Here is a 23,147-nt window from a genome sequence, read left to right as displayed (position 1 = left end):
TTGAAATGAACCCAATAAGAAAAATCATTCATATTGATATGGACTGTTTTTATGCCGCTATCGAAATGCGTGATTTTCCTGAGCTGGCCGATAAACCCATCGCGGTAGGAGGGGCGGCGGATCGAAGAGGGGTTATCGCCACGTGCAATTATGCGGCACGAGCCTATGGAGTACGCTCAGCCATGCCCACAGGAAAAGCAATGAAGTTATGTCGTAACCTAATCTTACGGCCAGTACGTATGGAAGTTTATCGGAACGAAAGTCAATATATCAGATCCTTATTTGAAGAATACACCGATCTAATTGAGCCTTTATCTTTGGATGAAGCCTATCTTGATGTGACGAACTCTCCTAACTGTAAAGGGAGCGCTACCTGGATGGCACAAGAGTTACGTGAGCGAATCTATCAGACCCGGCAACTTACCGCGAGCGCAGGAATTGCGCCCAATAAGAGCTTGGCAAAAATTGCCAGTGATTGGCATAAGCCTAATGGGCAAAAGGTGATTAAGCCAGAAGAAGTGGCTGCATTTATGATTGATTTACCCGTGCGCAAATTATTTGGGGTAGGGCCTAAAATGGAGGAAAAATTAAACTCTTTGAATATTAAAACATGTGGCGATGTACAACAGCATTCAATGGATTATTTATTTAATGAGTTTGGGATTATGGGGCAGAGACTGTATGATTTAGCGCGTGGAATAGACGAGCGTCCAGTTAATCCTGAGCGTATTCGAAAATCCATTAGTGTCGAAGAAACCTATTTGCAGGATTTACCGGATGCGGACGCATGTTTTGCTGCGTTACCGGAGTTAATGGGACGTCTGGAAGGAAGAATACAGCGTATAGGAGGAATTTCAGGCATTCATAGCTTGTTTGTTAAATTAAAATTTAATGATTTCCAGCAAACCACGGTTGAATGCATACACGATAAAATTGACTTAATTATCCTTCAGCGCCTTATCCAAGAGGGGTTCTGCAGAAAAAATATGCCCATAAGATTATTGGGTATAGGAATTAAATTGAAGCAAGAAAAGACAACGGAAATGATTCAACTGCCTTTGTTCGACTTATAATGGTTTAGGTTTATTTTAGCAATAAACGTGCATCTACAAATAAAAATCATATTCGGTTAATTTTACAATTTTTATAGCACGGATCCATTTAATGATGGCTATACTTGTTTTATAAATACCGAATTGAAAAATTGATACCAATGTTATGAGGAAATTTCATTTAGAAGAAAACAAAACACCAACCCATGCTAATTTAGCGCGTTTTTTGAAAGCGGAGGGGTGGAAGTCAAGTAAGTTTTCTGCGCTGGCGTCAGTGAATGAAGAATGGCTCCATTTTTCTCCCCTGATTAGTCAAACTTTAGAGTATAAGCACCTGCTTGCGGCTTTTTTGCAGGCAAATCATCTCGAATATTTGATGCCAGAGACCCATTATATCGATGATCAGAATTGGCCTACTGTTTTGGCTAATATCAGTAAGTCACATCCTCCTAACATTCCTTGGATATTAAAACCATCTATGTTAAATAATGGGCAACATATCCATATATTTAATGATTTAAACGCCATTGAAGCCCATTTTCTTTCTCATCAGCGCATGGGAGGCCCCCAAGTTTTGCAACGGTATATTGTTAAGCCGCAATTGATTCAGGGACCCCAATGGGGGCATAAATTTTCTATTCGAGAATTGGTGGTGGTATCTACACACGAAGGTGCAGCACTTTTTCCGAGTGGGTATGTGAATATCGCCTTAAAACCTTATCAAGAAGATAATTTCAACCAACTGGAATCTCATCTTACCAATGAACATCTTAGTGACGAACGATATAACGTAGTGCAACGTTTAAGTGATGAGATATCAATAGTCCAACCCTACAAAATGGAGATAATTTTTATCTGCCAACTGCTAGTCAATGCATTGAAAAAGCGATTTGCTCCTGTTTGGGAGGACAGACAGCCTCGAATTGCCTGCTTTGGTTTTGATTTTATGGTTGAGGCAGCAGGTAATAAGGTTTGGTTACTGGAAGTGAATCATGGACCTTGTTTCCCTGTTGATGATTCCCATCCTTTATTTAATGCATTGTATCGTCCTTTTTGGCAACAATTAATCAAACGGTTTATTGAAAGGGGACCTTCCGATTTTATTGCTTTAGACTGATCTTTTAATTCAGGGGGCGTACAAGTAATGCCCTAAAGCGCATTTTGATAAGCTAATAATAAGTCTTGTTTAAAATAATTAAAGATGGCTTTATCATTTTTAAATATTTTGGCTCTTAGAATAGCCGAAGGATGGTAGGTTGCCATGACCAAATAATCAGGTTTAGTGATTAAAGTTCCTCCGTTCTTTTTGTAAGTGAAAATGAGGATCAATCAACGATTTGGCTGAAGTTGCTCCAAGACAAAGAACTACTTTCGGTTCAATGCCTTAAATGAACTCGTTCAAAAAAGAATATGAAAAGAACTCTGAAGGGGAGTGGGTAAAATACCTCTCAAACAACTATCCTCCTATAAAGCGAATATAATCCAATTACTTTTTTTAGATTCGGCTAATTAGCAGAAAAAGTGGTGTATATTATATATATCCTAATATGGAAATTACGTTATGGACGACTATTTGATAAAAACCAAACATCTGGGGTTACGCTTACTTAGAAAAGATGATGTTAAGTATTTAAAACATATAGAAAGGGATCCCAAAGTCAAAGAATTTTTTCCAGAAGGCCTCTTAAGCGATAAAGAAATAAAGGAATATATTAACGAAACCTTAGTTCTTTATAAAGAAAAGCATTTACCTTCTTGTATTATTTTTAGGCTATCTGGTGAAAAATTTATTGGTGAAGCTTATTTTAACCAATTAGACAGCGGAGAAATAAAAGTAGGATACCTTTTGCATCAAAAATTTTGGAATAAAGGGTACGCTACCGAAATATTAAAAGCTCTTCTGAAATGGGCAAGGGATAATATTGATACGGATTATATAATTGCCTACGCTGACAGAAAAAATACTGCTTCATTCCGGGTCATGCAAAAATGTGGAATGAAATATTATAAAAAGGGACGTTATTTAGAGATGGATTGCTATTTTTACCGGATTCGTAATAAATAAAATTCTAAATTGTGTCACTACTTTGTGGGTGAGTACAAAAAAGGGTAACTACATTTTTAATTATTTTTTCGCACAGATTAAGTTGTTCTATAGTTACAAATTCATTCGGATTATGGGCTTGTTTAATATCACCAGGCCCACAGATAACGGTGGGGACATTGGCATTTTGAATGACACTCGCCTCAGTTCCATAGGAAACCTTTAATCGATCGTTTATTCCGGTTACTGCACGAACGACTTTAAGGATGGATGAGCTTTCCAAAGCTTGAAATCCGGGTGCATCAGAAGTTTCATCAAAATAAACTCTAGCCTCTGAATAAGTCTTTTTCATCTCAGGTAACAGCGTTTCATTGATATAATTTTCAATTTGGCTACGAAAATTTACAATGGGAAATTGGTTGATATAACGAACTTCAAGAATAAATTCACACGTGCCAGGAATGACATTTGTTGCAATTCCACCACTGACTATATTAATGGTTATTGTGCTGAATGGACAATCAAAATCATTATCAAATGGCCCATTTTCTTTTATATAATGGGCAATAGAGTTAATGTAATTGATTAAACGACTCCCATATTCAATTGCATTACAACCCTCAAAAGCCAGAGAAGAGTGGGCTGCTTTCCCCTGTATTTGACAATGATAAAGTTTTCTAGCTTTTCCTCCTATTATTGGGCGCATATTAGAAGGTTCACCTACAATACACCCTTCAGGTTGAATCCTATTGGTTTTTAAAAAATCAATTACATAATCTATACCCAGGCAACCTACTTCTTCGTCACAAGTAAATGAAAAGTGGATGGGTTTCACTCGTTTTAATTTCTTAAACTCAGGAGTAAGAGCAAGAATCACCGCAAGAAAACCCTTCATATCGCATGTACCACGCCCATAAATTTTATTATCTAATTTCGTCGCTACAAAAGGATCCGTATTCCATATTTGTCCACCTACAGGTACCACATCAGTATGACCCGACAAAAGAATCCCTCCTTCCGTTTGCCCATTCGTTGCAGGAATAGTTGCAAATAAATTAACTCTGGATTCAGCCGGGCCAGGAATAACTTGCGAAGGAATATGATGTAGTTTGAACCACTCATCGATTGTTTTAATAATTTCCAAATTCGAATTATTTGAAATGGAGTTAAAACTAATGAGCCGCTCTAGCCATTGTAAAGTATCCATTACTCTCCTTGTTTGTCCGATTGATAGGCACAATGAGCTATAAATTACATAATAGTCAAAGCAATTCTACATTGCAATTTATCCAGATTGGTACCAAATTGGATTATAATTAATCCATAGGAGCTTATTTTTAAGGAATTTTATGAGAAGAAATCTGCCATTTAAAAAATCTTCAGTGGCCTCAATTGGAGTTGAACTAGAACTTCAGCTTATAGACCCCTGCTCCTTTTCATTAATTTCTAGAGCTAAGGATCTGATTAGAAATATTAAAACGGAATCCTATCAAATTAGAGTAAAACCTGAAATAACCCAAAGCATGATTGAAATCAATACTTCCATTCATCAGTCCCCGCAAACTATGTTACAGGAATTATTTGAATTGCAAGCCTATTTATTAAAACAGGCTTCCAATTTGGAGATAGGGATTTGTGGTGGAGGTTGTCATCCATTTCAAACCTGGGCGATGCAAAAAATATTTCCCACATTAAGATACAAAAAAATTTCAAGAAGATATCGGTTTTTATCCAAAATGGCTACTGAATTTGGCCAGCATATTCATATAGGTTGTGGTAATTCAGAGGATGCCCTTTATCTTACGCACGCGCTTTCGCGGTATGTACCTCAACTTATTGCAATATCCGGTTCTTCACCATTTTATCAAGGCGTTAATACCCACTTTTGTTCCGCACGTTCGATAGCCTTTAATGCATTTCCATTAAGTGGGGTTATGCCTTATCTCACGGATTGGAAACAATTTTCAGATTATTATTATAAAATGCGTAATTTAGACATTATATCGAGTATGAAAGATTTTTATTGGGATATCCGCCCTAAACCTGAATTTGGTACCGTTGAAATTAGAGTTTTTGATGCCCCACTAACTATTAATAAAGCACTATTGATTGCCGCCTATATTCAGTCCTTAGCCCTTTATCTATTGGAAGAAAGACCCACTCAAGTTTGCCCTGATGTGTACAATCTTTATAACCAAAATAGGTTTGAAGCTTGCCGATATGGTTTTGAGGGCACTTTTATTAATCCGTACACCATGGAGCGCAGTTTAATTGTTGACGATATAATAAATACTGCGGAGATAATTAAAAAATATGTTGATCAACTAGGAAATACTGAGTATGTGGATCGATTACTCGATGGTGTAAGAGATAAAGTGAATGACGCCTCTTTGTTATTAGAAATATTTCATCAAGTGGGCTCCTTGCCTAAGATGGTTTCAGAGCAATGTAAAATGTGGGCTCAAAAAAATTAAATGAATATAATCAATATAAATTAGATTATAAGTTAATGTCTTGAGAAGTTATTTCAATCTCATCATTATTGGATTTTTTTGCCACCACAAGAGTATACTCAGGAACTTCAAGCCAGGTAGTCGTGTCCTCTGTCAAAGGTTCAGATGCAATAATAATGCTTTTTTTGGACTCACCTCCATTCATTTTATATCCCTCATCAAAAAAACCGTAGCTTTCTCCGTAGGTATACCACAATGAATGGTAATAAGAATGAGTAGAAGGCAATTCCGAAGGTAAAGGCCAGCCATAATCAAACACAAATCGAGTTGCAGCAATAAATTCACCATTTGTAATAAATAAATTTACAGGGGAGTTTGCTTTTATTTTTCGTCTTTGACGAACATGCTGTACTATTTTTAATGTTTCAATAACCGCAGTAATAATTTCCTCTGTTTCATAATTACTGGATTCAGGTAATTGAGATAGAAATATGGAATAAATCCATTCACTATCCGTAGTTCCATGGATATCTTCTTTATATTCAGGACGTATATATTCCAATAAATCATATCGCATTTCCTCAAAATTGCTTAATGATCCATTATGAGCAAGAACGACATTGGTGTTCGAAAAAATAAAAGGATGGACATTTTGATTAGAGACGATTTGCTCTTCATGATAAGAAACCCCGCGTAAATGTGCCAAAAGGCAATAAGGAGAAATTTTAGAAGCAAGGTTTCGTAAATTACTATCGTAAAAGGGTAATTGAGGCGTTTTATATAAGTAAGGAAATTTGGGATTGGGTGATGTAGTATCCCAAGCAGCCATGCCAAATCCAGCTAAATTAAGTAAATGAGACATGTATTTAGGATTATAGCTCTGCTCTATAAATGAATTATCGGGCTTATAAAGCAATTCTTCAATTACTATCGGTTTTCCAAGATAAGTCAATATTCTGCACATAACATTTACCTATTGTAGTTTTCAATGTGTAATCGTATGTCTAATTTATCAATCGATTTTTTTAATGATGTAAACGAAGTACAAATCAAATAAAATAGCTTATACCAAAGCTGCGGATGATTATTTTTGATTAATTGCAGGGCGGTTTCGGGTAACTTACATAAAATTGTATGTTCGCAAGTAATATATGTAAAATTAAACGAGGTATTAGTTTCAATACACCCTATGCTGGCTAGAAATGTTCCTGGGCCAATTACTGATAATTTGGCAAGCTTGCTGTTCTTGATAATACATGACTGGATGGCGCCATATAAAACTAAATAACAACAGGCGCTTTTTTCTCCTTCGCTAATTAAGGTACTATTTTTTGGAGCATCTAAAATAATAAAATGAGTACATAACAAATGAGTTTCTTCTTTGGTTAATGATTTTAATGAGGGAATATTTTGAATAAGGGCTTGATCGATTCCTTTCTCACCAAAAATAATTTTCTTGGGCTGATTTAATGAATAAATCACTCTTTCAAAAAATGACAAGCTTGTCATATCTGAATTAGCAATAAAAGAAGTCACCACATCATGTATTATTTTTAAACGATTGCATGTTTGCTGGGCAATAACAAGAAGCAGCTTATATTTTGTTTCTGGGTAATCAAGAGAAAGTAATTCAACGTATCTTTTGGAAATAATTAAATATAGTCCGGGGCTTGTAGCTATAAAAGATGTGGGACAAGGACAAGGCTCATTGAGTCCAATGGTAGTTAACAATTGGCCTCCGTGAAGAGTTTCAAGATTAGTGACTCCCCGTCCCATTATTTGGGCGCTTACCAGAATTGTTCCTTTAAGAATAACATAAATATTATTGATTATTTCTCCTTGATGCAGGAGGATTTCTCCTGATTCGAATGAAGCGATTTGACTATGCTTCATCAGAAGGTCTAATTCATATTGATCTAAAAAATCACCCAAAGTGCTAAGTAATAATTTATGTGGGCTTTCAGTTAATTGATATTCCAGTTCAACCACATTCTTATTATTCATGTAAATATCCTTTTCTAATAAGGCATTGGTTCAAATAAAGTATTTTAGTAAATTATAGACATGATGTATCTGTTTTGCTCAACGAGAGATTGCTTTAGAAAAAGAATAAATGGAAGATTAAATAATTTATTTTTTGATTTTTTGAAAGTAGAGTCTATACTTAAAATATAGGAGGTGTTGTGGAGAAGTCCATTAACATGCCTATTGCGAAAACCACCCTCGGGTGGTTTTTGTCATTCTAAAGACGATAAAAATCAATAACTTCTAAAATTAAAATTGCCGGGCTTTATCCCAAATTAATTATTTACTTTGTTTTGGGATGGATTCTTGCCTAAATATAAATGTTACTATGCTTATCGTATGTTCTAATATTGGGAGGTTGATACGTCAGACTATTCACCACCTGATACCGAGACATTCTCATTATTATGCTGCTTAGCTCAAATGACGCTTGTGTGATTAGTCTATAATTTAAACTACACACATTAATTGGAATATTCTATGTGGTCCCCGTCTCAAAAAAATCCTTCTAAGGGAGAAAATGAGCGTTATGCTAGATTCATTAGTAAACATCGCGATCTTAGAAATGTTATTGGTGGAGTACTAACCGTTGATTTAGATAGAGCCCAAAGGGAATTAGCCAAATTAGAACAGATTATTCAAATTATCGAGGAGCATAAACATCAACCTTCAGGGGATCTTAGGGAAAAATTAAAAACGGCAATGGAGTATGGAAGCCTCACAGAAAAACTTAAAAACGAAAAGCTGCGAGCGGAGGAAGCAGCGGATAAGATAACAAGACTTCCTTTATCATTGGACGAAATGAAACTGCTTTCAAGCGTTTTTGGTAGTGAAGATAATGGAATTTTATATTTATCCCCAGAAAAGTTTTTTGAAAGGTTAGAAAATCTGCAGACGAGCACCAATGAAGGGGACCAGAAAATCGTTGCCAAGTTAGAGCAAAAAGGACAAGGTGAAGCAAATAGAATAATACAGGATGTTATAAATCATATTAAAAAGGATTTAAACAGGACTAAATGGGATGAAATGAAATTCTTATTATCCGATGGTATTAAGAATGTAGCTAATTACAGCGATAAAACTCAAATTTACAATAAAACCCTTTTTATGCACAACAAGATGGATGCAGAAATCACCCAATTATCAAGCGAAAAGACATCTCAAAGCAGTCTAGGGCGACTTAGACAAAAAAAAGCAGCAATTTCTGAGTATATTCAGGAACTCGAAAGTATAAGACATGTAGAAAGTAAATATTTTACAGCTCTTACTACCACGACGGCCCGGGCTACAACTTCCTTAGAGAGTGATCTAAAAGCTATTGATAAAACTATAAAAGAGTGTAAGAAAGATATTAAGGAAGCAAAAAAGGAGAAACAATCCACAAAATTTCCTCTCTTACGTCTTAAGGAACTTGAATCCTCAAAAAAAGTGTTATCCTCCCTTGCAAAAAAAGGAAAACTGGAAAAAGCCATTGAAGAGATAGAAGACGCCTTAACATCAAGCCAAAAAGTAAAACACTTTGATGATGTGTTGGAAGAACTGGATAAAAACATTGCCGAAAAGGAAGAACAAAAAGCTTTGCTCATGTCGGATAGTCCTTTGAGTAATAAAAAAGAAGAGAGACAAACAAAATTTGAACAAAATAAACGAGAGATAGCAAAATTGATGGCATCATTGGATGCCGTTAAAGTAGAAGGTAAGATTATAACCAAAGAAGAGAAAAAAAAGTGGGAAGATATTGAGAAAAGAATAGACAAGCTCATGTATGAAAATGATCTGCTTAAATCAGATAATCCTCCAAAATCAAATGAAGAAATAATACATAACTTAAAAGATAGTATGCGAATGACATTAGCTCTAAGTGAAGGGAAGGATAAAAAAACTCAAGAAAAAGCGACTTCGTACTTTAAAAGTATAAAACAAACTATTAAGGAGATGAGGGAAGAGGATGAAAATCTTAATCCTGATCATGGCTATTCGTTAAAAAAATGAAAGGAAAGTTTTCATCTGAGAACCATCAAAAACCTAATGAGAGGAAGCAGTATTTTTTGCTTTTCATAGAAACAGGGTCTATACTAAAAATGTAACCTGCTTTTAGATTAGTCCATAAGCATGGCTACTGCGAGAACCACCTTCGGGTGGTTTTTGTCATTATAGGGAATCAGATTTTATTTTACGCCCTTTAAGCAAATAAACAAATTAGTCCAAAAAGAGCAGTGATCCCATGTCCTAAGGCAAGCCATTTAGGAATCGTTTTTCCAGTTATATCCCTATAAATAAGAATAAAACCGCCAATAGCCGCTGCGATAAAAAGGAGTAGGCTCACTAGGGGAGCGTTATAAAAAATTGAATAAATAATTAGAAGTAAAATTCCAATAAACGCCAAAGATCCATGCGTTAAAGCAAGTCCTTTAGGTGTATTTTTATTTTTTAGGATATACATTAAAAGCCATACCCCAAGTGATATCGTTATTAAAAAAATCAAAATGGTACTGATAAACATGGATTTTTCCTTAAGTTCAAATCTACTCTATTTCCACTGTTTTATTTCTAAATCGGTGGTAGCAGGACCTTCTATAACTTTTCCATCACAAGTAAAGCGACTTCCATGGCATGGACAATCCCAGGTTTGTTCTTCATTGTTCCAAGCTACAATACATTTCATATGGGGGCAAACCGCTGATAAAGCATGTAAATTATTTTCAGTATCGCGGGAAACAGCAAGTTTTTCATCATTGTATTCAATTACCTTACCTTCGCCCCTTTTTATATTTTCAGTCTTCTGAGAGAACAATGTAGGGTAATCCTCTAAATATTGGCGCAATACATTGCTATTTTCTTTCCATAAAAAGGCGGCAGAAGATAATAAGTTGTGACGGGTCGATTGGTAAATAGGCTCTAAAGGATTGGAATTTTTTAATATTAAATCGCTAATTATTATTCCTGCTAAAGTCCCATAAATTAGACCATCAGCCCAATATCCCGTAGCCATATATGTATGTTTTGAGCTTCCAGATGCTAAACCGATATAAGGGATGCTGTCGGCGGATTGAAAATGTTGGGCTGACCATTTGTATACCGTTTTAGAAACTTTGAATGTCGAATTAATGTATTTTTCTAATTTTTTATAAGAGGAAGTTTTCGAAGGATTTTGGCCTGTTTTGTGATGTTCTCCCGCCACCAGCATGATCTGTGGGCGTTTAAGAGAAACGCTATGGGTGCATATGGAATGAAAAGGGCTGTCTAAATCCCAAACATGTCCCTCCGGATATTCTTTGTTTTCCAATTCAATCCCCATAACATAGCTTCGGTAAGGAGCAGTAAACAATTGGGTAGGATTTATTCCAATGGGAGTATGGGTTGCCATAAAGACATTCTTTGCTTTAATTTTGGCTTTTTCAGTTTCGAGGACACAATGATTGTGTTCTGTCACCTTAGTTACACGTGTTTTTTCAAATATTAAACAGCCATTCTTTAATAAATCAGCAGCCATAGATAAAACATATTGCAAGGGATTAAATCGTGCCTGATCTTTCATAACGATGGCTTTGCTAAATTTAAAATCAAAAGGTAGAGTTTTGGTATACTCCACAGAAAGGTCCATTTTTTTAAGCAATTCGAATTCTTTTTCAATGGTAGCCTGTTCATTTTTAACCGTATATGCATACCAAGGACGACGAGTAAATTTACAATGAATTTTTTTGTCGCTCACTTTTTTTTCAATATACTCTATGGCAAATTTTCTTGATAAAGCTACAGATTTTGCTGTATCAAAATCAAACTTGGAAGCAATGGTTTGGTATAATGGCTGAACGGCTATATATAAATTGCCAGTAGAAAGGCTGGTGGTAATACCGCCAATTTTTTCTGCTTCTACAAGGGCTACCTTTTTACCTGCTTTGGTTAATTGCTCTGCGGCAGTTACTCCTGTAATCCCGCCTCCAATTATCGCTACGTCTACCTCTATATCTTCGGTTAATTCTGGATAATCAACTTGTCTTTTACTAATTTTTTCCCATAAAGATATACTGTCCATAGATTTTCCTAAATGTTATGTTACAAACAGCACCGGACAAGCAAAATTAAATCGATCTATTGAACATTCCCAATTCCCCTATTTTAGATTCTTCCACAATTTTTCGTTATTAAGGAAATCCTTGGGTCTTAATAAGATTTAATATAGTCCTAATTTAAAAATTTTTTAAACACGAAACTACAAGAAAGTACCTTTTTATTTAAGTATTTCCTTATTTGTGCTTCTAAATATTTTAAATTGTTTGGAATTTACAAATGTAATAATAGTGTGCTCTTCGTAATAAATTGTTTGATAATGGCTATTATTTGTACTAAATATTTGGATGGAACAAATTATTGTTCTAAACATTATAAGGAGATAATTATGAAAAATTTTGAACCCAAGAAGGGAAGTTCTCCCAGTACTGAAAAGAAACATGCCCCCTCTAAAGGTCATCATTTAAGTAATGAGGATCGCAAAAAAGGAGGGTCGCATTTAAAAGGGGGCCGTAAATAACTGTACACATTACAGGGTGTATCTTTAAACACCCTGTAATTACTTTTCAGAAATTATGGATCTATAAAAAAGATACCAATAATGAAATAGAAAGTGCAAATAAAAAGGGAAACAATGCCACATATAAAAAGTTACAGCATTGTTTTAAAAAAAGATGGTTTAATCCCCTCAGAGTCTCCCTTTTTAAAAAATCTTAACTAAACTAAGGGAATCCTTGATTTAATAAGATGTTGTTTTTGCTATTGCTTAAATAATAGGGTGACATTTCTTATTAAATATTTGTTACGTAAAAGAACTCGTCGTACCACAAGGGAATGGGTATGAAAAAAACGCTTTTCGAAAACAAAATTATAATATTAGGATTTGGTTGTATAGGCCAAGCATTATTACCTTTACTCATAGGTAAATTGGATATTCCTTCTTCTCAAATCACAATAATAACTAATGAAGATTCTGCAATTCTCATTGCAAATAAATTCTCTGTAAATGTCATTGTTCACACAATTAATAAAACCAATTATAAGAATTTGGTTGGCTCATTACTCAATTTTGAAGATTTAGTAATTGATGTTTCGATAGGGATCTCGTCATCCGCACTTATTCAATTATGTAATCAGCTTGATGCGTTATATATAAATGCCTCTATTGAAGAATGGGGAGAAAGTATTTTTGAGCTAAATAATCCTAAAACATGGACCAATTATTGGTTGAGGGAAAAAATTCTTGATTTAAGAGAAACAATAAAAAAAACAACGATACTAACTCATGGTGCTAACCCCGGCCTTGTATCTCATTTTGTCAAGCAAGCTTTATTGAATATGGCAAAAGATAATTCGCTTCACATTTCTCCTCCACAAAATAAATTAGAATGGGCTTCTCTTGCAAAAACACTCAATATCAAAAGTATTCATATTGCGGAACATGATTCTCAAGTGGCATCTTCATTTAAAAAATGGGATGAGTTTGTAAATACATGGTCCATAAAAGGATTTATTGAAGAAATAAAACAACCAGTTGAAATAGGGTGGGGAACTCATGAGCAACACCTTCCGCAGGGAGCAAAATATCAAGGAGCGAAGTCTAGTATCTATATAGAATGTCCTAGCGGTAGCATGAAAGTACGTTCATGGACTCCAAGTTTTGGAGCATACCAGGGGCATTTAATTACCCATCCTGAAAATACGTCGATTGCGAATTATTTAACCTTAGAACAGGACAAAAAAGTTATATATAGACCTACGGTTCTATATTCATATTGCCCCTGTCCTGATGCATTGCTTTCTTTGCAAGAACTTCAGGGAAATGAATGGATTCCCCAAAAAAATCATCGATTAATTGTAGAGGAAATTGAAGAAGGTATTGACGAACTTGGGGTATTATTAATGGGGAATTGTAAAGGTGCCTATTGGTATGGGTCTACCTTATCAATAGAAGAATCTCGCAAACTCGTTGCCCATAATAATGCTACGAGTTTACAGGTGGTTGCTGGATTAATCAGCGGGATTATTTGGGCGATTCAGAATCCTAACCAAGGATTACTAGAGCCCGAGGAGTTACCCTATGATCAAATTTTAAAAAATGCCTTACCTTATCTAGGTAAAGTGCAGGGATATTACACCCAATGGAATCCTTTAAAAAACAGGAATAAATTATATTACGAAGATTTAGATAATTCTGACCCATGGCAGTTTATAAATATGCAAGTTAAATCCTCTCCGAAATAGGGGATTTAAATTTCTAGAGCTATTGTTTTTCAAGACAAGTAATCTTTTTTGTTCTTACCTCTTAAACACTTCTCAGGGGCCTATATCTCCCTTGTTAATGATGAACGATTCATTATTAACTGAAATAATTGAGCTTTCCCCAGTTACATTCCAAATATTGGCATTACCCGGAGGAAAGAGCCTAAATTCATTTTTATACATTTTGCTGGAGGGAAGAGTTGGTTTCTTCCCAAATTTATCAGAAATTGGGCTCGGGGAAGTACAGATATAATACACAAGAGAAGACATAATTCTTAAGGTATTGGCATTGTTATTGTTTATATATAAATTCGGATATGAACTTTGAAGAATTTCATTGGTTGTCCATTTATTTAATGGCAAAGAAATAGAAACAAATTTATCTGAGTTTAATAAAAAACAGAGTTCATCATAGTCTTTTTCTTTATCCCACTGAAGATGAAACCAAAACCCTAGTAAAGGATTATTATTCCAATTAAGCTCAGGAGTTTCGATATAAATAGACCATTCTGGAAGCTGATAAAATTTTGTTTTATCGGCTTTTGTGCTGACATTCATTTGCGCCAGTATCTTATATAATTTTGAATCAAAGCGATAAATACCCTGAGTATAACGCCATGTACCAATGGCAGCCAAATTCATCGCCTCTCGGGTTTGTTCCAAATTAAGAGTGGAGGTATTATATTCTTGAGCTACTATCCCTTTCCATGCATTCAAAGGCAGAAAACACCATGCAGGCCATTCTTCTTTAAAGTAATTGATTGTTCGGTATTTGTTTATAAGATTCCAAGCGTTAGGAAATTGATGAGACAACATAGCTAAATGATCTTGAGGTTTCATGATTGCTATCCTTTTCACCGAAACAAAACTCTTAACATGCCAGTTTAATTTGATGAACCATATCATCTATTGAGAATTAGAGTTTAAATTCTTCCTATCAAAGTTGATTAAGTGGATCCGAATCAGAATTTTTTTCTTAAATTTAATTATAGCTCAACTTTATAATACACAAGGAACAGTGTATGACCCATTTATGAATATAGCTTAATCAGATGTTGATTGATGAGTTGAAAAAATAATACCAACAAATTACAAGACTTATGCAAAGTCTGTCATTCAAACTTTTCTATAGCTTATTAATTAAGGAATTGTCGGGTCAGGGCCTGACCTACGCTAATATTGGATTTATTTACTGTGAAACTTGGTCTATTTCTCAATATTCTGAGTTTTGTGGTCCTATATTAAAACCCTCGATGATCTCTGCGAGCTCCTTATGCTTTAACGCAAATTCCAATACCTCTTCAAAAGTTGAGTTATTAGTTTTAAAGACTTCCATTAGTTTTAATAGGTTAGGACTATTTTTTTCTGCATCCTCATTAAAATTATTTTTTTCCCAATCGATTATATAAGCTTTAAGGTCTTGTAAACCCAGATAAATTTCTTTTGGATCCGATAAATCAATATTTTTAATACTTATTAATAGATTTTGAATTAATTTCCCTGTGCTATGACTAGGATTTTTTAACAATTCGTGATCCAGTAATTTTGTAAGAATTTCTACGTTAGATTGTCTATTGTTTAGTTCAATTTTAATAATTTTTAATTCAGATTTAATTGGAACAACAGGCGCTGCATTCCCATCATCAGTATTTCCTTCATCCTCCACAACAGCTACAACTCTACCTTTACTATCAAATCTCGCCCGATTAACCAATGCTTCATCCCAGTCATCAGTATTTCCTTCATCCTCCACATCAGCTATAAGCCTACCCTCACTATCAGCTCTCACCCGATTAACAGGTGCTGCCTCCCAGTCATCAGTATTTCCTTCATCCCCCTCATCAGCTATAAGCCTACCCTCACTATCAGCTCTCACCCGATTAACAGGTGCTGCCTCCCAGTCATCAGTATTTCCTTCATCCTCCACATCAGCTACAACTCTACCTTCACTATTAAACCTCGCCCGATTAACCAATGCGTCATACCAGTCATCAATATTTCCTTCATCATCCACATCAGCTATAAGCCTACCCTCACTATCAGCTCTCACCCGATTAACAGGTGCTGCCTCCCAGTCATCAGTATTTCCTTCATCCTCCACATCACCTACAACTCTATCTTCACTATCAAATCTCGCCCGATTAACCAATGCTTCATACCAGTCATCAATATTTCCTTCATCCTCTTCAACAGCTATAAGCCTACCTTCACTATCAACTCTCACCTTATTAACAGGTGCTGCCTCCCAGTCATCATTGTCAAAGTAGCTACCCGAAGGAATTGGCTTAGAATCCACTCCATAATCATAGCTATTAATTTCACTTAGAGATTTTCCAGATAAACCTGCATAACTCGCGGGCGCTTCTGTTACTTTTATCCCATGATTATCTTTTTTATTCATTTGATTATCAATTTGCCTTTTTTTCGCGTCTATCACACTCCCAGGTTTTTTGTTTACTGACATATCAGAGGCATATTCTACATATTCATAGCCTGTACCAGGTATATTTACCCAATGAGTCCATGCTATTTTGCCTGCGTACTTAACTAATGCGAAGATTGGAGTTTGTAACCTGGCAATTTTAAATCTCATGATAGAAATTAAATAAAATAGTTATAATTTAATTATAGACCAGGCTCGCCAGTGTCTAAAGGCAGTGACAGTTTCTAGTTTGTGGGTACCAATTATCATTAAGTTGCCTCCTAAAATCATAGAGGCTATAGGCTAAACAACAGACATATCTTTAGCCACACACGCTTTCCGAAACTCAGGATTTTTTTATTGTATTGACTAAACCTAGATCCCAATTTATTTTTAATTCTGCAAAATAAAGAAATGGAATTTTATTCCATATTCAAGGAAATAATCATGAAGAACTTAAGATTATGGTTTCAAAAATTTTCATCGTTTATTAGCGAAATATCCGGAACTTTCGGAGCTTTTATTACTGCTATTCTGCTTATAATGATTTGGATAACTACGGGTCCTATTTTTAAATTTTCAGATACATGGCAGCTCGTGATCAACACAGGGACAACTATTATTACCTTTTTAATGGTTTTTTTAATTCAGCATACGCAAAATCGTGATAATAAAATTATAAATTTAAAGTTGGATGAGTTAATTAAATCTCATCCCCCAGCCGATAATAAGACCCTTGATTTAGAAAAATTGAGTGATGAACAGCTGAAATTTCTAGAAAAAAAATATAAAAAAATATGTGAAGAAATTTTACATAAATAATCTTCGAGTCCCTCCGAAGGTACTAGTGCATCACACAATTGGATGACCATTTCTTTATTCTTATGGCGCTTATTAAGAAGACGCTCCATGTTTTAACCAGAATGGCGTTGGCTGTTATAAAAGAGCGCTATTTTATGAGCGCTGTTTCGCGCCAATATCTGTAGTGTACATGCGGTGCGTTTTTATCAGGGTTTTTCCTGTTGTGGCGAATTGTATCTACAATGTGAATTAAAGAACCATTGGCCGCTAGCTCTTCTAAAGCTGGGAATACCAATACGCACAATTGGATAGTTCTTCCATAAGTTGCCATTGGGTGGATGCCGGGATTGACGGAGTAAAGCCTGCTACCACAGTGATGTGGGCATAATTGACCAGCACTCAGAGACTCTAATGGAATAGAGTGTTCGGTTGCATTGATGTAGGCCGTATGCGGAAGGCGTCCATGTCTTTGGCTTCTTTGGGTTCATGGCTCTCATCATTTGAAGGGCTGGTTTCGGATTCCTCTGCAGCAGTGTTATTCTGTTCTGCTTTTGGAGATTTGTCTTGTTGTTTAGTGGTCCTATCTCCGCTGCCAAAGATAAGCCGATTTAAATTGGATAGAGTGATTTGATGTTCGACCAATGCGCGCGGATCCAAGAGGCCAGGTAAATACACCCAATGATAAAAGTTTTTGTTCCCACAGATAGGTTTAATGAGTGCACCAATCCAACGATCTGCTCAACTTCTTCCTGTGATTTTTCAATGACTCTTTTGCTTACGTCATTTAGCAACACTGCTCTTCTTAAGGGCAGCAAGATTAGCTAGCAGTCCTAATAAAATCAATAGGTTGGGATGAAATAATGAATCAATGCTTTTGCTGCAAAGTCACGATTACCTATGTCTGAAAACACATAAATTGTTTATAGTGTTTTTTAATAATTGAGTAACTTCATATACTTCTAAAGGCAAACTATAGAAAAAACCTTGTGCTTCATCACAATTGAGTTTTTTTAAAAAAGCAACTTTATCACTGGTATCAACTCCTTCAGCGATAACACGTAGCTTTAAACCGTGAGCCATAGCAATAATTGCTTCAACAATGGAAGCATCATTAGAACTATGAGTGCACTCTTGAACAAAAGATTGGTCAATTTTAAGTTTACTAACGGGAAATGTTTTTAAATAGCTTAAGCTTGAATAGCCTGTGCCAAAATCATCAATGGCCATCTTTATACCCATCCTTGAGAGGCTAAGTAATGTATTATTCAATTCGGGTGACTTTTTTATCAAAGCACTTTCGGTAAATTCAATCTCTAAATACTGAGGAGAAAGCCCCGTTTCTTCTAAAATAGCCTCAATCCTCCTTACAAAGTTATCTTTTTTCAATTGTCGAGAAGAGACATTTACCGTTATAAAAATGGGTGGTAAGCCCAAATCTTGCCACACTTTATTTTGTCTACATGCAGTTCTAAATACCCACTCACCTAACTGGCAGATTAATCCATTATCTTCTGCAATAGGGATAAAATCATGAGGGGGAATAAGGCCTAACTCCGGATGCTGCCAACGAAGTAGCGCTTCAACACCCATAAGAGCGCCTGAATTTAAATTATAGATCGGTTGATAAAGAATAAAAAACTCATTATTCTCCATAGCCTTATGTATTTGGGTCTGAATTTCAAGACGTTTCAAAGACTGTTCGTTAATAAAATTATTGTAAAATTGAAAATTATTACGGCCTTCTTTTTTAGCAAGATACATAGCCATATCTGCATTTTTTAACAGAGAAGTTGTGTCAGCCCCATCTTTGGGGTAAGTACTAATTCCTATACTGGTTGTGACTATCACCTCGTGCGCAGACAATTTGATAGGTTGTACAACTTGATTTAATATTTTTTGAGCAATAAGGGTAATATCTTTGAAAGTAGGTGCCATAAAAACTAGCACAAACTCATCACCACCAAAGCGAGCCACAGTATCACTCTCTCGAATACACTCCTTTAAACGTTTTGCAACGACTTTTAATAAGCTATCTCCCGAATCATGACCTAAGTTATCATTAACTAGTTTAAAGTCATCAACATCTAAGAAGAATACAGCTAAAATCTGGTTTAACCGAGCAGCATAAGTGATGGCTTGCTCAATCCGAGCATATAATGAAGTGCGGTTAGGTAGTCCTGTCAAGGCATCGTGATTAGCTTGATAGGCTAATTTGTTTCGTATGGTTATATCTCTAAAGCTCCAAACTCGACCTATTATCTTGCCTTCTAGCCAATGAGGCTTGGAATACCGTTCATAAATTTTACCGTCCTTAAAATGTAATACATCAAAACTTTCTAATTCAGGCTTTTCATAAAGATATTTTATTTTTTCTATAAATTCAGTGGCATTGTTAAGCTGATTTGACACATAGTTAATCGCCTCCTCATCATTATGAGTTGCAATGAATTGTATTGATATATTCCACATATCAAGGAATTTCTGATTATAATATTCGATAGCTCCCAAGCTATCGACAACTAAAATGCCATCTGCTGTTGATTCGAGCGTTGACTTAGTAAGTGCTAATAGTTTTTCAAGCTCATTAGTTCGCTTAGCAACTGTCTTTTCTAATACTGCTTTGATAGAGCTTAGGTCAATAATTGTAAATCGATACATAAGAGTGGATTTAAGTAATTGATTGGAGAAAGAGGAAACAACTACCATTACTCCGAGGTAAATAATGCCGCAAAATCCTAATATAAGATATAATTGCCCCTGCAAAAACATCCATATAATAAAAGGGACAAAAGCAGGAATAAGAAATAGAAGATATGTGGTTAATACAGGCGAATAAAGCAAATTTGCAGCCGCCGTAACACCAATAATTAAAAATACGACAAATATTTGATGCAAAGCATCACTGCTTGGTATCAAAATAGAACTTGCAAACCCCCACGACAAACCTGAAAATAAAACACCTACATTAAATAAAATTAGAAAGTCTTGATTTCTAAGAAGATTATTTTTTTTTTTATAAAGATAAAATAATCCTATTTTTAAAAAATCAGAGAAAATATAAGTGGATGTAAGCCATGCGATTAATAAGGTGGAATTAGTCACTTCACTTAATCCAAAATATAAAAAAGCGGCTGCTATTAATTCTGCTATTATCGCAAAAGGTGACAGATTATAAAGCAAGTTTATCTGCTCAGGTTTGATTTGCTTAATTAAACGAGCGGCATCTTTTGTAGCATTATATTGAAAAAAACTAATCATAAATTGGACTTTTTCCATGTATCCTCAATTATTAAGATTATTATAGACTATAATTTTAACGCACTGCGCAAGTGTGTGTCTTGACGGCTGTGAGCAGTCCATGGGTAGGTGTTGTATGTTAGCTCTTTCAGGAGCTTGCATTGGGTAAAGAGCTTATCTTCAAATTACACTCTTTATGGGGATATCAGTCATCGAGTAATGTGCACCAAGTAACTTCTGCTTATAATGATTTGGATAATTACAGGTCCTATTTTTAAATTTTCAGATACATGGCAGCTCGTGATCAACATAGGGACAACTATTATTACCTTTTTAATGGTTTTTTTAATTCAGCATACGCAAAATCGTGATAATAAAATTATAAATTTAAAGTTAGATGAATTAATTAAATCTCATCCCCCAATAAGACCCTTGATTTAGAAAAATTGAGTGATGAACAACTGAAATTTTTAGAAAAAAATATAAAAAAATATGTGAAGAAATTTTACATAAATATCTTCGAGTTCATGTCGAACGTACATAAGTTAAAAAAAGATTTTCAACTTATAAAGTTCTTATTGGGACTTCTTGGTAGAATTTATTTTTTTATTATTGTTTAAGTGCTCTATAAGAGCTTTATTAAACTCGGGGATATCATCAGGCTTTCTACTTGTAATTAAATTACCGTCTTTAACTACCGCTTCATCGACCCATATTCCACCTGCATTAATTAAATCAATTTTCACCGATGGCCAGGAGGTAAGGCGTTTGTATTTTACTGCCATAGCATTAATCAGAAGCCAGGGTCCGTGACAAATAGCAGCAATGGTTTTTTGTTGAAGATTAATTTTTTTGGTAAATTCTACAGCCTCCGGCAAGGTACGTAATGTATCTGGATTCATCACACCTCCAGGTAGTACTAATGCATCGAAATCATTGGGATTAGCATTTTCTAAGAGGATATCTACTTCAAAAGTATCCCCTTTATCCGAATGATTCCAGCCTTGAACTCTTGATTTGTTTGAAATGAGAAAGGTTTGTGCTCCTTGAGCTTGTAATGCGTTTCTAGGTTCTACCATTTCCACTTGTTCAAAACCATCGGTCAACAAAATAGCAACTTTAAGTCCATTAAGTGAGTTCATGATAATTTATCCTTAAAGTCATTTAATAAAGAAATAGTATACTGTTTTATATTTGTAATTTAAGGTAAACATTAGCAAATCTTTTCGTTGCAAAGTTAAAATCCAAGTCTCTATCTCTTGGGCTTAGCCTTTTGGGGACTTATTTTTTTAGCATTTTTATGATCATTAACTTTTTTGCAAATATCTTCAGATGCTTCTTTTGTAACATCACAGATATTTTTAATATGTGTAACTTCGGGATGATCCTTCTGTTCATTTTTTTTCATTTAATACTCCCTGTTCTATTATATTTTAATATTAGTAAATAATCGGGAAAGTTAAAGTGCTTTAATATGGCTCTTACAAATTAATTTTTCTTTCGCTAAACCTTAAATCAATCGCACTATTCATTTTTTTAATGTTCTTTGTGGTGAAATATTCGATGAAGTGAAGCTCACATATCAAATAATCTTAATTGGGAATTCGGCTATAATTTAATAATTCTAGTTGAATTTGAGCGCAATAAAGTGATTCATAGATACCAGGAGGGAAAGAAAATGCATAGAGAGCATCATGTTGTTCCTAATTCTCAGGGAGGTTGGGATATCAGCTTAACGCATAGTTCAAACAAGCTACACTTTAATACTAAAGAAGAGGCTGTGAATAGAGCTCGCGAGCTGAGTATTAAAGAACACACTGAGCTTGTGATTCATGATAAACATGGAAAGATAGAAGCCAAGGATAGCCACGGTCACGATCCAAGAAATATTGAAGGATAAAATCAGCTATCCAATTTGTCATGCTCTACATAAACTCACAATGACTTGGTCTTTACCCATTTTGTGTCAAAAATACCTGTTTGGTTGTTATTTGTTTTGACCGATAAAATGATGCAACTTAAGTTAAGTCTTGAGAGTCCTTCTCAATAAAGCAGTTTGTAGAAGGGTAGGCGGGACAGCAATCTACCCATTTCACAAGGAAATGGGTAGTATAAAATTATATTTTATCATTGGGGATGTTGCGGGGAGGGACAGTCGTACTGACCTCAACCTCTTCTTTCTTACAGTGCATACCCAAACAAGCTCCAATGCAGCAAGAAAACGCGCCGACAAAAAAGAGAATGAAAAGAACCCAACCACTCCAAGCCAGATGTTTGGCTTGCACGGATACACCCGGATTATTGTTGTTCTTTTCTCCAGCTACAACCTTATTCCCAACTACGGAATTAGTAACCTCTACTGGTGCGAACGAGGGGCTTAGAGCATTTTCATAAGAGGAAATATAATTTGCTGTAGGGCCGATCAGCAAGATACTCAATATTAAAGCGAGGCTCCAAGTGATAAAACCATAAAGCACTCCACCATGACAATAACAATGATAAAATCGACCTACATATCCCGCTACAAATCCTGCAGCTCCCATTGCAGCAATTACCCCGATTAACAAACCAATAACCCCACCTATAGCGATTACTGCAGCTCCATTTGGAGAAGAGCTGTAAGCACTTAAGCCAATGGCCATGCCAAAAAGATTAAGTAAAAAACCAAGGCCAACTCCGACAAATGCGCCTGCTATAATTCCGGTCCAATTAATATGAGTTACTGTAGTTCTACAGCAATCTGACGTTTTTATTAATGTTTCGTTGTGCATGTTAATTTCCTTTTAAACATGAGAGATAAGCCAAATCAATAAAAGAATACTCACCGGTATACCTAATAA

Annotated in this window: 22 protein-coding genes; 10 read left to right on the top strand and 12 right to left on the bottom strand. The window is 35.2% G+C overall.

Annotation, left to right across the window (positions count from 1 at the left end; genetic code table 11):
• Positions 1-5: 5 nt before the first annotated feature.
• The 3 genes from dinB (at position 6) to ACWTE2_RS26210 (ending at position 3,117) form a co-directional block, all read left to right on the top strand.
• Positions 6-1,073: a DNA polymerase IV gene (gene dinB / locus ACWTE2_RS26220; protein ID WP_454785068.1), complete on the top strand. Its 1,068-nt coding sequence runs from the start codon at positions 6-8 to the stop codon at positions 1,071-1,073.
• Between the two features lie 145 nt (positions 1,074-1,218).
• Positions 1,219-2,169, top strand: coding sequence for an ATP-grasp domain-containing protein (locus tag ACWTE2_RS26215; protein WP_182393091.1), 951 nt, complete (start codon positions 1,219-1,221; stop codon positions 2,167-2,169).
• 456 nt (positions 2,170-2,625) lie between these two features.
• Positions 2,626-3,117 carry a GNAT family N-acetyltransferase gene (locus ACWTE2_RS26210; RefSeq protein WP_454785067.1) on the top strand — a complete coding sequence of 164 codons (492 nt, stop codon included), beginning with the start codon at positions 2,626-2,628 and terminating at the stop codon, positions 3,115-3,117.
• 4 nt (positions 3,118-3,121) lie between these two features.
• On the opposite strand, the gene argE is transcribed toward ACWTE2_RS26210, so the two are convergent.
• On the bottom strand, positions 3,122-4,303 hold the full coding sequence (argE, locus tag ACWTE2_RS26205) for an acetylornithine deacetylase (protein WP_454785066.1): 1,182 nt from the start codon (positions 4,301-4,303) through the stop codon (positions 3,122-3,124).
• A 142-nt stretch (positions 4,304-4,445) separates the two neighbouring features.
• On the opposite strand from argE, the gene ACWTE2_RS26200 reads away from it, so the two are divergent.
• Positions 4,446-5,570, top strand: coding sequence for a YbdK family carboxylate-amine ligase (locus ACWTE2_RS26200; protein ID WP_454785065.1), 1,125 nt, complete (start codon positions 4,446-4,448; stop codon positions 5,568-5,570).
• Between the two features lie 25 nt (positions 5,571-5,595).
• Here the strand turns inward: ACWTE2_RS26200 and ACWTE2_RS26195 are convergent, their stop codons facing one another.
• Positions 5,596-6,513, bottom strand: coding sequence for a class II glutamine amidotransferase (locus ACWTE2_RS26195; RefSeq protein WP_454785064.1), 918 nt, complete (start codon positions 6,511-6,513; stop codon positions 5,596-5,598).
• Between the two features lie 5 nt (positions 6,514-6,518).
• Complete coding sequence (locus tag ACWTE2_RS26190) at positions 6,519-7,553, bottom strand: cyclic nucleotide-binding domain-containing protein (protein WP_454785063.1); 1,035 nt, start codon at positions 7,551-7,553, stop codon at positions 6,519-6,521.
• A gap of 501 nt (positions 7,554-8,054) precedes the next feature.
• Here ACWTE2_RS26190 and ACWTE2_RS26185 point away from each other — a divergent pair.
• Positions 8,055-9,566: a hypothetical protein gene (locus ACWTE2_RS26185; RefSeq protein ID WP_454785062.1), complete on the top strand. Its 1,512-nt coding sequence runs from the start codon at positions 8,055-8,057 to the stop codon at positions 9,564-9,566.
• A gap of 190 nt (positions 9,567-9,756) precedes the next feature.
• Here ACWTE2_RS26185 and ACWTE2_RS26180 read toward each other — a convergent pair whose 3' ends face one another.
• Together ACWTE2_RS26180 and ACWTE2_RS26175 are read right to left on the bottom strand one after the other, a co-directional pair.
• Positions 9,757-10,077: a hypothetical protein gene (locus ACWTE2_RS26180; protein WP_454785061.1), complete on the bottom strand. Its 321-nt coding sequence runs from the start codon at positions 10,075-10,077 to the stop codon at positions 9,757-9,759.
• A 27-nt stretch (positions 10,078-10,104) separates the two neighbouring features.
• Positions 10,105-11,610 (bottom strand): FAD-dependent oxidoreductase, encoded by a 1,506-nt coding sequence (locus ACWTE2_RS26175; protein ID WP_454785060.1) that lies wholly within the window; start codon positions 11,608-11,610, stop codon positions 10,105-10,107.
• A 363-nt stretch (positions 11,611-11,973) separates the two neighbouring features.
• On the opposite strand from ACWTE2_RS26175, the gene ACWTE2_RS26170 reads away from it, so the two are divergent.
• The gene (locus ACWTE2_RS26170; RefSeq protein WP_255464367.1) at positions 11,974-12,105 is read left to right on the top strand and encodes a hypothetical protein; all 132 of its coding nucleotides are present in this window, start codon (positions 11,974-11,976) and stop codon (positions 12,103-12,105) included.
• A 320-nt stretch (positions 12,106-12,425) separates the two neighbouring features.
• A complete protein-coding gene (locus ACWTE2_RS26165) occupies positions 12,426-13,829 on the top strand; it encodes a saccharopine dehydrogenase C-terminal domain-containing protein (protein ID WP_454785059.1) in 1,404 nt (467 codons plus the stop codon).
• A 72-nt stretch (positions 13,830-13,901) separates the two neighbouring features.
• Here the strand turns inward: ACWTE2_RS26165 and ACWTE2_RS26160 are convergent, their stop codons facing one another.
• Both ACWTE2_RS26160 and ACWTE2_RS26155 read right to left on the bottom strand, forming a co-directional pair.
• Positions 13,902-14,687 (bottom strand): AcrVA2 family anti-CRISPR protein, encoded by a 786-nt coding sequence (locus tag ACWTE2_RS26160; protein ID WP_454785058.1) that lies wholly within the window; start codon positions 14,685-14,687, stop codon positions 13,902-13,904.
• A 373-nt stretch (positions 14,688-15,060) separates the two neighbouring features.
• Entirely contained in the window at positions 15,061-16,440 is a 1,380-nt protein-coding gene (locus tag ACWTE2_RS26155) for a hypothetical protein (RefSeq protein ID WP_454785057.1), read from the bottom strand.
• Positions 16,441-16,716: 276 nt separating this feature from the next.
• On the opposite strand from ACWTE2_RS26155, the gene ACWTE2_RS26150 reads away from it, so the two are divergent.
• Positions 16,717-17,091, top strand: coding sequence for a low affinity iron permease family protein (locus ACWTE2_RS26150; RefSeq protein ID WP_182393105.1), 375 nt, complete (start codon positions 16,717-16,719; stop codon positions 17,089-17,091).
• A 387-nt stretch (positions 17,092-17,478) separates the two neighbouring features.
• Here ACWTE2_RS26150 and ACWTE2_RS26145 read toward each other — a convergent pair whose 3' ends face one another.
• Positions 17,479-17,712, bottom strand: a complete 234-nt coding sequence (locus ACWTE2_RS26145) for a hypothetical protein (protein WP_454785056.1) — start codon at positions 17,710-17,712, stop codon at positions 17,479-17,481.
• A gap of 249 nt (positions 17,713-17,961) precedes the next feature.
• Positions 17,962-20,346: a putative bifunctional diguanylate cyclase/phosphodiesterase gene (locus tag ACWTE2_RS26140; RefSeq protein WP_454785055.1), complete on the bottom strand. Its 2,385-nt coding sequence runs from the start codon at positions 20,344-20,346 to the stop codon at positions 17,962-17,964.
• A 207-nt stretch (positions 20,347-20,553) separates the two neighbouring features.
• Between ACWTE2_RS26140 and ACWTE2_RS26135 the strand changes: the two genes are divergently transcribed.
• Positions 20,554-20,748: a low affinity iron permease family protein gene (locus tag ACWTE2_RS26135; protein ID WP_454785054.1), complete on the top strand. Its 195-nt coding sequence runs from the start codon at positions 20,554-20,556 to the stop codon at positions 20,746-20,748.
• Between the two features lie 134 nt (positions 20,749-20,882).
• Here ACWTE2_RS26135 and ACWTE2_RS26130 read toward each other — a convergent pair whose 3' ends face one another.
• Entirely contained in the window at positions 20,883-21,449 is a 567-nt protein-coding gene (locus ACWTE2_RS26130) for a type 1 glutamine amidotransferase domain-containing protein (protein ID WP_454785053.1), read from the bottom strand.
• A gap of 110 nt (positions 21,450-21,559) precedes the next feature.
• Positions 21,560-21,715, bottom strand: a complete 156-nt coding sequence (locus ACWTE2_RS26125; RefSeq protein WP_454785052.1) for a hypothetical protein — start codon at positions 21,713-21,715, stop codon at positions 21,560-21,562.
• Between the two features lie 270 nt (positions 21,716-21,985).
• On the opposite strand from ACWTE2_RS26125, the gene ACWTE2_RS26120 reads away from it, so the two are divergent.
• Positions 21,986-22,207, top strand: coding sequence for a DUF2188 domain-containing protein (locus ACWTE2_RS26120; protein WP_454785051.1), 222 nt, complete (start codon positions 21,986-21,988; stop codon positions 22,205-22,207).
• Between the two features lie 217 nt (positions 22,208-22,424).
• Here ACWTE2_RS26120 and ACWTE2_RS26115 read toward each other — a convergent pair whose 3' ends face one another.
• A complete protein-coding gene (locus ACWTE2_RS26115) occupies positions 22,425-23,078 on the bottom strand; it encodes a hypothetical protein (RefSeq protein WP_454785050.1) in 654 nt (217 codons plus the stop codon).
• Between the last annotated feature and the right edge of the window lie 69 nt (positions 23,079-23,147).

The sequence above is a fragment of the Legionella nigrisilvae genome (assembly GCF_977063395.2).
The sequence above is the reverse complement of the archived record's forward strand: the minus strand, read 5'-3'. Positions and strand labels throughout refer to the sequence as shown.